This is a genomic window from Mucilaginibacter sp. (assembly GCF_039935595.1).
Taxonomy (GTDB): Bacteria; Bacteroidota; Bacteroidia; order Sphingobacteriales; family Sphingobacteriaceae; genus Mucilaginibacter.
On the sequence record NZ_JBDTJZ010000161.1, the window covers coordinates 19,680 to 30,963 of the forward strand.

Consider the following 11,284-nt stretch of genomic DNA (forward strand, 5'->3'; position numbering starts at 1 on the left):
CAAACTGATTTTTCAGGCAATAATTTATTATAGTTATAATTGGCCCGTTTTAATAAACGATTGGTGCTAAGATAAAACTTTTATAAACGTAATTACAACGTTTATAAAAATACAGTTATTATTTATTTAGCAGATTATACTGATGGGTTTAAAAAGCAAACGCCATGTTCTGGCGGGGACATAGCGTTTGCTTTTTTATTTAGAATAAAGCCTTTTATAAGGCTGTTAATGTATAGGTTTTACCTGCTTGTGTTGCAAAATCAAACATCATGGTAGGTTTTACGCCAGGCGCTTTTAACTGCGCTTTCTCTGATATCAACGGTTTAGCAGTTTCGGCATATTGGAAGAAGGTATTTGGATTAACACCTTTAGCCGGTTTAAGCTTACCACCAACCAATTTCAAGCCATTCTCAACACGTAAACGGCAATTACCGCCTATTGTCGATTTTATCTTCACCTCGCTAAGCTTACCATCTTTCCATTTCATGCTCACAATTTCAAAACCACCACGGGCACGTAAACCGGTTATCGAGCCATCTTTCCAGGTATCAGGCAAAGCAGGTAAAAGGGCTACCGCTCCGTCAAAGCTTTGCATCAGCATTTCGGTAATACCGGCAGTACAGCCAAAGTTACCGTCAATTTGAAATGGCGGGTGCGCGTCAAATAAGTTTGGATAGGTACCCCCTCCGCCCCTGTTGGAGCCTATTGGGGTCAGTTGATTTTTAATTAAGCTATAAGCGTGGTTGCCGTCATGAAAACGGGCCCAGAAATTAACTTTCCAGCCCATTGACCAGCCTGTTGATACATCACCGCGATAAATAAGTGATGTGCGGGCAGCGTCAAACAACTCAGGCGTGCGGTAAGGCGATATCTGGTTGCTTGGATATAAGCCATATAAGTGCGATACGTGGCGGTTATGATCATCCGGGCTGTCCAGATCGCTCATCCACTCCTGCAACTGGCTATATTGACCTATCTGCATTGGCGGCAGGCGTTTGCGCGTAGCTTCTAATGTTGCAGCAAATTCTTTATCAATACCTAAAACTTTTGATGCTTCGATCACATAACTAAATATGTCAAAAGCCAACTGGTTATCCATAGTTACCCCGGCATCTATTGACAAGCCGCTTTTTCTCATATTCCCTGTCCTGGGGTCCTTAACCTCAGCATAGTAAGCAGTCGGATTGTTTTCGGGCGAGTTTGATGGCGATATTACTAACCATTTATGGGTAGGTTCTTCCACCAAAAATTCCTGGTAAAACTGCGCGGCACCTTTTAATTCGTTATAAACAGATTTCAAATATGCTTTGTCGCCGTTATATAAATACCTGTCCCATAATTGGGTTGACAGCCAAACACCACCTGATGGCCATAGACCTGAATAGATAGCGTCTATAGGACCTGTAATGCGCCAAATATCGGTATTGTGGTGGGCCACCCAACCATTTACGCCATACATGGTTTTAGCTGTGCCTTGTCCGCTTACCGAAAGATCCTTCACCAGGCTAAGATATGGCTCATGCATTTCGGCCAGGTTGGTTTCTTCTGCCGGCCAGTAGTTCATTTCCGTATTGATGTTGATGGTATACTTACTGCCCCAAGGCGGGCTCATTTTATCGTTCCAAATACCTTGCAGATTAGCAGCTTGACCACCCGGTTGCGACGAAGATATAAGCAGGTAACGACCATACTGGTAGTAAAGCTCAACCAATTGCGGGTCATTACCACCGGCAAAACCTGCCAAACGCCTGTCGGTTGGGTTTTTAACGGAGTCCGTTACACCTAAGTTCAATTTTACGCGGCCAAAATATTTTTGATAAGCAACAATATTGGCTGCCAGTATTTGATCGAAGCTTTTGGTATAAGCTTTGTCTAAATAAGCAGTTGCGCGTGCCGTTTCGTCGGCACTTATATCATTATAATTTACAAAGTTGGTAGCTATTGAAATGTAGATAGTAACCGCGTTGGCTTTGCTTATATTAACTGATGTATCATTTGCAGCAATGGTACCGCCTTCTGTTTTTAATTTGATCAAACTTTTAAACTTAACAGCGCCTTTTATGCCATCCCTATCGCCTGATATACCGGCCAGTACCAACTCATTATCGCCTTTTGTGGATATGGTTGATTTTTGCGGACTAAACATGGAAGCAGTAAAAGTTAAGCTGCCCGGTTTGCTGGCAGTTAAACGCACCACCATAACCTGATCGGGCTTTGATGATAGCACCTGCCTTTTGTACGTAACACCATTTACTGTATAAGTTGTGGTAGCAATCGCTTTTGAAATATCCAAATCGCGGTAATAGTTATCATAATGGTCATGACCCGGAAAGGTTAAATACAAGTTACCTACCGGCTGGTAACACATACCGTTATCTTTTTCCGACTTGATCTCTTTGCTGGCTAATGCCGCAGCTTCGGGACGCTTGTTCTCAAAAATTAAGCGTCGTACCTCGGGTAATGCAGCTAATGCACTTTTGCTGTCGTTACGGCTTGGGCCGCCGCTCCATACAGACGATTCGTTCATCTGTATAAATTCGCGCTCGGGGTTACCATAAACCATAGCGGCCAAACGTCCGTTGCCCACGGGCATGGCGCGCTCCCATACTTTGCCCGATGGTTTGTTGTACCAAAGTTTTAAGTTGTTTTGCTGGGCATTTGCCATGGCAAAGCAACTTAAAAGCATTATGGTAAGCAGGCTTACTTTAGTAATACTTTGTTTAAAATTCATGATATTCAATTTTGGGTTCACTGTTTTGGGTTTATAATTTGCCGGTTGTTACCGGTATGCTTTAACATGTTGTTTGCTGCTTCCCAGTCCGTCAATTCCTAATTCAACCACATCGCCATCTTTTAAAAACCACGGCTCGGGCTTTTGACCCAATCCTACTCCGGCGGGTGTGCCTGTGGTAATTACATCGCCCGGCAATAAGGTCATAAACTGGCTGATATAGCTTACCATATAAGGCACGTTGAAGATAAGGTTGCTGGTGTTGCCATCCTGTTTAGTTTCTCCATTTACGGTTAACCAAAGTCTTAAATTATGTACATCCTTAATTTCATCAGGTGTAGCTATAAAAGGCCCTATAGGCGCAAATGTATCACAGCTTTTTCCTTTTACCCACTGGCCGTTACGTTCCATCTGGAATGCACGCTCGCTATAATCATTGTGCAGCACATAGCCAGCCACATGGTTCAAAGCATCTTCTTCGCTTACATAGCTTGCCTTTTTACCTATAACAATGGCCAGCTCAACTTCCCAATCGGTTTTTTTGCTGTTTTTGGGGATGATCAGATCATCATTAGGCCCTACTATAGCTGATGTAGCTTTAAAAAATAATATCGGCTCTGCAGGAATAGGCGAACCTGTTTCGGCCGCATGATCTTTATAATTAAGGCCTACGCATATAATTTTTGAAGGTCTTGCCAATGCCGGACCTAAACGTGTGCTTTTATTAACTTCAGTCAACCCACCTTTTTGTATATCGCTTTTTAATTTTTCAATACCATCGCCTCCAAAAAAAGCCTCGTCATAATCCTTTACCAAATGCGATACATCAAACCATTTATCATTTTCAATTATTCCCGGTTTTTCCAGGCCGCTTTCTCCAAATCGTATTAATTTCATATTTGTTATTGTACTTGTATTAATTGTTAAGTGTGGTAAACCCACCATCAATCGGGTAATCAACCCCGGTAATAAATGCTGCCTCATCGCTGCATAAGTATAGCGCCAGTGTGGCAATTTCCTCCGGCGTTGCCATGCGGCCTATAGGCTGTGTTTTTGAAAGTTTAATAAACATTTCATCTATATTATCGGGGTAATTCTTCTGCAAAAAACCATCAACAAACGGTGTATGCACCCTTGCAGGTGATATAGAGTTACAACGTATGTTTTCGCCAATATAGTCTTTAGCTACGCTCATGGTCATTGATTTAATTGCACCTTTTGCTGTACTATACACAAACCGGTCGGATATACCCACTAAAGCCGCAACCGACGAAATATTTACGATAACACCACCGCCACTGGCACGCAATTGAGGTATACCTGCGTATAAACAATTGTAGGCGCCCTTTACTATAACGCTCATCACCTTATCAAAATCCGCTTCGGATGTATTATCCGCCTTACCTATATGGGGTATACCCGCGTTGTTAATTAAAATGTTAATGGAGCCTATTTTCTCAAATGTAGCTGCAACTGTTTGATGGTTTGATACATCGCATATATGTGCTACGGCTACATTATTGTTTTTTTTTATTTCTGCAACCGTTTCTTTGGCCTGTTGTTCGTTAAGGTCTAAAATATGCACTTCGGCACCATGTTTAGCAAGCAGTACAGCCATAGCTTTCCCGATGCCGCTCCCTGCTCCTGTTATTACCGCTTTTTTATTTTGTAATGAAAACATCCCCTTTATCAATAATTAAAGACTAACTCCCCTTTTCCACGGTATAAAATCATCCTGGTTTAGTAGTACCGCTTTGGGTATTACTTCGCCACTTGCGGCCTTTATACAGTACTCCAGTATATCCTCGCCCATTTCTTCAATGGTTTTTTCTCCGCTGATGATTGGGCCGGTATTTATATCAATAATATCGGCCATGCGTTTAGCTAATGCCGAGTTTGTTGCCACCTTTATAGTAGGACAAATAGGATTGCCGGTTGGCGTACCTAACCCCGTTGTAAATAAAATTAATGTAGCACCTGCTGCTGCCTTACCCGTGGTTGCCTCAACATCGTTACCGGGGGTGCATACCAAACTAAGGCCGGGCTTAGTGGCCGGTTCAGTATAGTTCAACACATCAACCACCGGCGATTTACCGGCCTTAAGCGCAGCTCCGGCAGATTTCATAGCATCAGTTATCAACCCGTCCTTAATATTTCCCGGCGATGGATTCATGAAAAAGCCCGAACCCACTTTATGTGCGGCCTCATCATAATCGGTCATTAATTTAATAAATTTTTCGGCCGTTGGCCTGTCAACCGAACGATCGATCATTTCCTGTTCTACACCATTTAATTCAGGGAACTCTGCCAATAATACCTTAGCCCCCAACCCAACTAAAAGGTCGGCACAATGACCAACCGCAGGGTTGGCCGATATGCCGCTAAAGCCATCGCTACCGCCGCATTTAACGCCAACTGTTAGTTTACTTAACGGCGCCGGTTTACGTTCAAATTTATTGATCTCGATAAGGCCTTTAAAGGTATCGCGTATGGCTTGCTGTATCAACTGCTCTTCGCTTTGCGAGCCTTGCTGCTCAAAAGTAAAATAAGGTTTATCAAAATCAGGGTTTCTTTGCAACAGTTCCTGCTTAAACTCATTTAGCTGTAAGTGCTGGCAACCCAGGCTCAATACGGTTACCCCTGCTACATTGGGATGATCGGCATAAGCAGCTAACAGCTTGCTTAACACTTCCGAATCCTGCCGGGTCCCACCACAGCCACCCTGATGGTTTAAAAATTTGATACCATCTACGTGTTTAAATACACGATTGGCATGGTTTTGCTGATCGGGTGCCAGGTTAATATTGCTGATATCTTCGCCATTTTCGTAGGCCTCAACCAGTTGATGTGTGTACGCTTTGTATTTATCATCCACAGCATAACCCAGCTCGGCGTATAGCGATTCTTTGATAATATCCAGGTTGCGGTTCTCGCAAAATACTGTTGGAATGAACAGCCAGTAATTAGCTGTCCCCACTTCACCATTTTTGCGATGATACCCGTTAAATGTACGGTTGGCAAACTTACTTACATCGGGCGCTTCCCATTTATAATCTACGTCTCGGTAAAAATAAGGCTCGGCGGCATGTTTGGTGTTTTCTACGCTCATGCGCATCCCCTTCTTTACGTCCATTTGCACTTTACCTACTAACACGCCATACATAAATATTTCATCCCCGGCGCGCATATCCTGCATAAAAAATTTATGCTTGGCAGGTATGGGCTCAACTGTAGTATATTGTTCACCTTCAAAAAGCAGTGTTTTATTTTTTGCCAGGTCCTGTAAAGCCACCAGCACATTATCTGCCTTATTAATCTTTATCACTAACGAATTCATCCTAAAAAATAATCTTTAATCTTATTACACTTCTAAACTTATCTCATGCTCGGTAACAACCGGCTTCCACATTTTCCAACCATAAAAAAGTATCACCAAAAAGCATATAAAAGGCACCAGGTAACCATACTGAATATTACCGGTAACATCTGATATATAGCCTAATCCCAACGGCAGCACCGCGCCACCTACTATGGACATCACTATTAACGAGGATGCCAATTTAGTGTCCTTACCTAAACCCGCAATGCCGAACGAAAATATTGTAGGGAACATAATTGACATAAAAAACGCTACACCTATTAATGCATAAACAGTAACAAAGCCATTTAGAAATATGGCTGCCAAAGTCAATAAAGCAGCAAAAAACGCATATAACATTAGCAAACGATTAGGTGCTATATGGCGCATTACAATTGTGCCTACAAAGCGTCCAATCATAAATGCTAATCCTACTGCTCCTGCATACCATTTTGCCTCACCCACTGTGATGCCTGCTGATGAGGTTGCAAAGCGAATAAAAAAACTAATAACACACACTTGTCCACCTACATAAAAAAACTGCGCTATTATCGCCCAGGTAAGATGTCTATGACGTAATGCATGTTTAATGTTTGACCCTTCAATTTCTTCTTTATTGTCTTTAATATCGGGTAGCTTAGTAAAGATGACCATTATTGCGATAATAATAATAGCTATTCCTAAAGTTAAATACGGCCCTTTAACACTGCCCGCCTCTGCAATTAAATAAGCTTCTTTAATTTTAGGTGCCATTGCATTAAGTTGAGCATCAGTATATTCATGAGGCGAAAAAATAAAAATACCTCCAACTATCGGGGCTAAAAATGCAGCAGCACCGTTAAATGATTGCGAAAAGTTAAGACGCTGGGTAGCTGTTTCGGGCGGACCTAATATGGTAACATAAGGATTTGCAGCAGTTTCTAAAAAGGTTAAGCCGCACGCTATGATAAATAGCGCGCCTAAAAAGAATATATATTGATGAGTATCGGCAGCGGGTAAAAATAATAATGATCCAATAGCAAAAAAGGTTAGCCCTAAAATAATACCATTTTTATAGCCAAACCGGCGCATAAAGTATCCCGCAGGCAATGCCATGGTAAAATAAGCTATGAATACCGAAAAATCAACAAAAGCTGTTTCCAGGTCAGTCAGTTTAAATACTTTTTTAAGGTGAGGGATCAGTACCGGGTCAAGGTTATGGATAAACCCCCAAAAAAAGAACAGACTGGTTACCAGTATTAATGGAAAAACGTAGCTACTATTGCTTTTTGCAGTCGCTGTAACTTGATTGTTGTTAGTTGGGTTCATATGTTTTTTTATGATACAATAACACGTACTGTTTTGCACAGTATATGCACGCGGTTAATTCCCGATGATTAAATACTATTAAAATGTTTGAATACAGGTATAATTGATGGTTAAATATAGCTTTTGTTTATCTATTATAAAACATGCGCTGTCACAAAGTAAGGCTAAAAATGCTTTTTAAAATTTAGCTTTATTGCATAAATAATAAGCTATATTGTATTTTAAATGCTATTTTAAACTAATACTTGCACGAATAGTTAATTTTTAAGACTTTAATACCCCATGAAACCTCAGCGTTTGACCATAACTTCCGGCTATGCCCACTCGTTTAGCGCGCGTTGTGACCTGCAGCCCGATATTAATAACAGCTGGCACTACCATGACGAGTTGGAGCTGATATATTTTAAAAACGGCGGCGGCACGCAATTTATTGGCGATAGCATCAGCAATTTTGGTAATGGCGATGTGGTGTTGGTAGGTAGTAACCTACCCCATTTTTGGCAGTATGACGCGGCTTATTTTACTGATAGATTTACCCACCCGGTAGAAGTTTATGTAGTACATTTTTCGAAAGATTTTTGGGGCGAGGCTTTTTTATCCCTGCCAGAGAACCGGGAGATAGCGCGGTTAATTGAGCGCTCTAAACGTGGGATAAGCTTAAAAGGCGATACCCGCAATATGGTAGCGGGGCTGTTAAAAAAAATCACAGAGGCCGAAGGCACGCGCAGGCTCCTTCATCTGTTAGAGGCCCTGCAGGAAACCGCTAATTGTAAGGAGGCCGACTACCTGGCCTCATTTGGTTTTAAAACCGATTTTGCCGAACACGAACGCGACCGTATTCATTTTATATATAACTACACCATAACCAATTACAAAAAAAAGATAGGCCTGCGCGAAATTGCCGAAGTAGCTAAAATAAGCCCTAACTCGTTTTGTAAGTTCTTTAAATCACGAACAGGGAAAACCTATTCATTTTTTACCAACGAGATAAGAGTTGGCCATGCCTGCCGATTGTTAATTGAAAACAAACTGAACATTAAAGAAATATGCTACGAATGCGGCTTTAACAACTTTGTAAGCTTCCATAAAACATTTAAGGATATAACCGGAATGACACCCTTAAAATATCAGAAAATACATTTTTAAAAATAGTGGTATAAACAAAAAAGGTGGAAACGATATCGTCTCCACCTTTTTTATGAATAGCTAAACTATTTCCTATTTAAATAGGCTTGGAGCCATTTCATATAAGCTACGACGCCAGGTTTGGAACTCATGTCTGGTTCCTTCTGATACGAATGACATTGCATTAAAACCAGCTGCCTTCAAATCATCAGCAGCTTTTTTAGTAGGGCCAGGACTTTCAAAACTACCGCAGCTCATAAACATAAACTTTGGTTTGGCTTTGCCTGCTAATTGTTCAGGAGTATAAGTACCCCCACTTAATAAGCCCCAGTAACCGAATACTTCAGGTTTGTCAAGAGTGATAGTATGTGTTTCCATACCGCCCATAGAAAGACCTGCCATTGCGCGGCCATCTCTGTTAGCAACAGTACGGAAATGTGAATCAATATAAGGTATTTCTTCATCAACCAATACAGTTTCAAATGCAGCAACACCGGTAGGTTCGCCTTTAGTAGGGCCGTTAGGAACAACACCTGCTGCACCCATCGCACCCATACCACCTGCGGGACGAGCGCCAGCACCAGGGCCACCGGCAGGAGCACCTGCAGGACGGGCACCTGGAGCACCACCTGGAGGAGGACCAGCAGGACGACGGCCACCTGGAGCGCTACCTGTATTAGTCATACCGTAAGACATTACAACTATGAAAGGTTTTACTCTTCCTGATGCTATCATATTGTCCATGATCAGGTTAGCCTTGCCTTGAATACCCCATGAGGTTTCATTCTCGCCCCAACCGTGCTGTAAGTATAATACAGGGTATTTGGTGCTACCTTTTTCATAACCCGGAGGGGTGTACACTACTGCTCTTCTCGGAACACCGGTGCTTTTTGAAGGGATCAAAATTTCCTGCATATTACCGTGCGGTACATCTTTCATTGCATAAAAATCCTGGTCATGTGCCGGTACCTCAACGCCGCTTTCCCAACGCTGCGAACCATAAAAGTTTCCTGTTCCCGGGTCATTTATCATATCGCTGCCATCAACAACAAAGTGATAATAATGGAAGCCCTCTTCCTGTGGGGCTACAGTAGTGCCCGTAAAGTAACCTTCGGCATCTTTAATCAATTTTGTTCCGCCTACACCACCTAAGCCTAAGTTTGCTCTTACGGAATCCGCTTTTGGAAATTTTATGCGAAAGCGCACATAACCCTGAGAGTTAACCATGGGATAATCATGAAATGGTTGGTTAAAGCTTGAGGGCTTAAAGTCCTCTTTTACCGCGGCGTTTTGCGCCTGCGATACACCACCTACTAAAGTGGCAGCTAATAAAATAGCATAACTTTTTAAGTTCATTGTTTGTTTAATTTAAGTTATAATTTGAAGTTTGTTTAAAGTTGGTTTCTTGCTAATAAAGCAAGGGCGTAAGCTTATTTAAATAGTAACGGAGCCATATTCAATAAGGCACGGCGCCAGCTTAAAAACTCATGTGCTGTACCTTCTGATACATACGTTGCAACATTGTAGCCGGCTGCCTTTAAAGAAGTTTCCATCTCAGGAAGCCCTTTAGAACCCGGTTCTTTACCGCCATAGCTTACAAACATCAGCTTTGGTTTAGGTTTACCCACTAATTGTTCCGGGGTGTAAGTACCACCGCTTAATATTCCCCAATAAGCAAACACTTCGGGTTTTTCAAGAGTTATTGAATGTGTTTCCATACCACCCATAGAAAGGCCTGCCATAGCACGGCCATCTCTGTTAGCAACAGTGCGGAAATGTGCATCAACATACGGTATTAATTCGTCAATCAAAACGGTTTGGAAAGCAGCGTTAGAGCCAAATCCGGCAGGAGGACCACCAGCAGGGCGAGCACCAGGAGCACCGGCACCAGGGCCACCAGCAGGACGAGTAGCCGGAGGGGCACCGGGACCACCAGCAGGAGCACCTGCCGGACGAGCGCCACCAGGACGAGGACCGCCAAAACCAGCACCATCATTGGTCATGCCATAAGTCATTACAACAATGAATGGCTTTACTTTACCGTCTGCTATCATATTATCCATGATCAGGTTAGCGCGACCTTGGGTACTCCATGCAGTTTCATCCTCGCCATAACCATGTTGTAGGTATAATACCGGATATTTGGTATTACCTTTTTCGTAACCCGGAGGGGTATATACCATTGCGCGGCGTGAAGTTTTGGTACTTGCAGAAGGAAATAATATTTGCTGCACATTGCCATGCGGTACATCTTTAAGCGCGTAAAAGTCCTGATCAGGCGCAGGTATCTCTAAACCACTTTCCCAGCGGGCAGAGCCATAGTAATTTCCTGTTCCGGGGTCATTAAATGTTCCGCCATCAATAATTAAATGATAATAATGAAAACCTGGATCCAGGGGAGTGCTTGTTCCTGTAAAGTATCCATCAGCACCTTTAGTAAGTACAGTTCCTTTACCGGTACCACCTAAGCCAAGGTTCACCTTAATACTATCCGCCTTAGGGGCAAAAATTCGAAAACGCACATTGCCATCAGAGTTAACTTGTGGATACTGTGATTTTGGCTGGTTCCAGATAGAAGGTTTAAAATCCTCTTTGACTGCCGCAGTAGTTTGTGCCTGGCTTACGCTATATAATGATAGTGTAGCAACCATGACAATACTTAAGCTTTTTAAGTTCATTGTTTGTTAATTTAAGTTATAATTTGAAGGTTGGTTAAAAATTGGTTTATGCTGGTTAAGCAAAGTAGATATAAAATCTACTCA

Annotated in this window: 8 protein-coding genes; 1 reads left to right on the forward strand and 7 read right to left on the reverse strand. The window is 42.3% G+C overall.

Annotated features, from left to right (window positions below; all coding sequences use genetic code 11):
- Positions 1–214: 214 nt before the first annotated feature.
- From ABI367_RS10955 to fucP, 5 genes are read right to left on the reverse strand one after another with little or no spacing between them, the layout of a single operon-like run.
- A complete protein-coding gene (locus ABI367_RS10955) occupies positions 215–2,731 on the reverse strand; it encodes a glycoside hydrolase family 95 protein (protein WP_462230697.1) in 2,517 nt (838 codons plus the stop codon).
- A 48-nt stretch (positions 2,732–2,779) separates the two neighbouring features.
- A complete protein-coding gene (locus ABI367_RS10960) occupies positions 2,780–3,628 on the reverse strand; it encodes a fumarylacetoacetate hydrolase family protein (RefSeq protein ID WP_462230699.1) in 849 nt (282 codons plus the stop codon).
- 19 nt (positions 3,629–3,647) lie between these two features.
- Positions 3,648–4,412, reverse strand: coding sequence for an SDR family NAD(P)-dependent oxidoreductase (locus ABI367_RS10965; RefSeq protein ID WP_462230701.1), 765 nt, complete (start codon positions 4,410–4,412; stop codon positions 3,648–3,650).
- 15 nt (positions 4,413–4,427) lie between these two features.
- Positions 4,428–6,068 (reverse strand): UxaA family hydrolase, encoded by a 1,641-nt coding sequence (locus ABI367_RS10970; protein ID WP_462230703.1) that lies wholly within the window; start codon positions 6,066–6,068, stop codon positions 4,428–4,430.
- Positions 6,069–6,092: 24 nt separating this feature from the next.
- A complete protein-coding gene (gene fucP / locus ABI367_RS10975; protein WP_462230705.1) occupies positions 6,093–7,397 on the reverse strand; it encodes an L-fucose:H+ symporter permease in 1,305 nt (434 codons plus the stop codon).
- A 282-nt stretch (positions 7,398–7,679) separates the two neighbouring features.
- Between fucP and ABI367_RS10980 the strand changes: the two genes are divergently transcribed.
- Entirely contained in the window at positions 7,680–8,543 is an 864-nt protein-coding gene (locus ABI367_RS10980) for an AraC family transcriptional regulator (RefSeq protein WP_462230707.1), read from the forward strand.
- Between the two features lie 72 nt (positions 8,544–8,615).
- Here the strand turns inward: ABI367_RS10980 and ABI367_RS10985 are convergent, their stop codons facing one another.
- Together ABI367_RS10985 and ABI367_RS10990 are read right to left on the reverse strand one after the other, a co-directional pair.
- Positions 8,616–9,878: an alpha/beta hydrolase-fold protein gene (locus ABI367_RS10985; protein WP_462230709.1), complete on the reverse strand. Its 1,263-nt coding sequence runs from the start codon at positions 9,876–9,878 to the stop codon at positions 8,616–8,618.
- Positions 9,879–9,952: 74 nt separating this feature from the next.
- Positions 9,953–11,200, reverse strand: coding sequence for an alpha/beta hydrolase-fold protein (locus ABI367_RS10990; protein ID WP_462230711.1), 1,248 nt, complete (start codon positions 11,198–11,200; stop codon positions 9,953–9,955).
- Between the last annotated feature and the right edge of the window lie 84 nt (positions 11,201–11,284).

Excerpts from the sequence above, each read along its gene's own strand:
- ABI367_RS10955 (WP_462230697.1), bottom strand. The coding sequence starts at position 2,731 with ATGAATTTTAAACAAAGTATTACTAAAGTAAGCCTGCTTACCATAATG.
- ABI367_RS10960 (WP_462230699.1), bottom strand. The coding sequence starts at position 3,628 with ATGAAATTAATACGATTTGGAGAAAGCGGCCTGGAAAAACCGGGAATA.
- ABI367_RS10965 (WP_462230701.1), bottom strand. The coding sequence starts at position 4,412 with ATGTTTTCATTACAAAATAAAAAAGCGGTAATAACAGGAGCAGGGAGC.
- ABI367_RS10970 (WP_462230703.1), bottom strand. The coding sequence starts at position 6,068 with ATGAATTCGTTAGTGATAAAGATTAATAAGGCAGATAATGTGCTGGTG.
- fucP (WP_462230705.1), bottom strand. The coding sequence starts at position 7,397 with ATGAACCCAACTAACAACAATCAAGTTACAGCGACTGCAAAAAGCAAT.
- ABI367_RS10980 (WP_462230707.1), top strand. The coding sequence starts at position 7,680 with ATGAAACCTCAGCGTTTGACCATAACTTCCGGCTATGCCCACTCGTTT.
- ABI367_RS10985 (WP_462230709.1), bottom strand. The coding sequence starts at position 9,878 with ATGAACTTAAAAAGTTATGCTATTTTATTAGCTGCCACTTTAGTAGGT.
- ABI367_RS10990 (WP_462230711.1), bottom strand. The coding sequence starts at position 11,200 with ATGAACTTAAAAAGCTTAAGTATTGTCATGGTTGCTACACTATCATTA.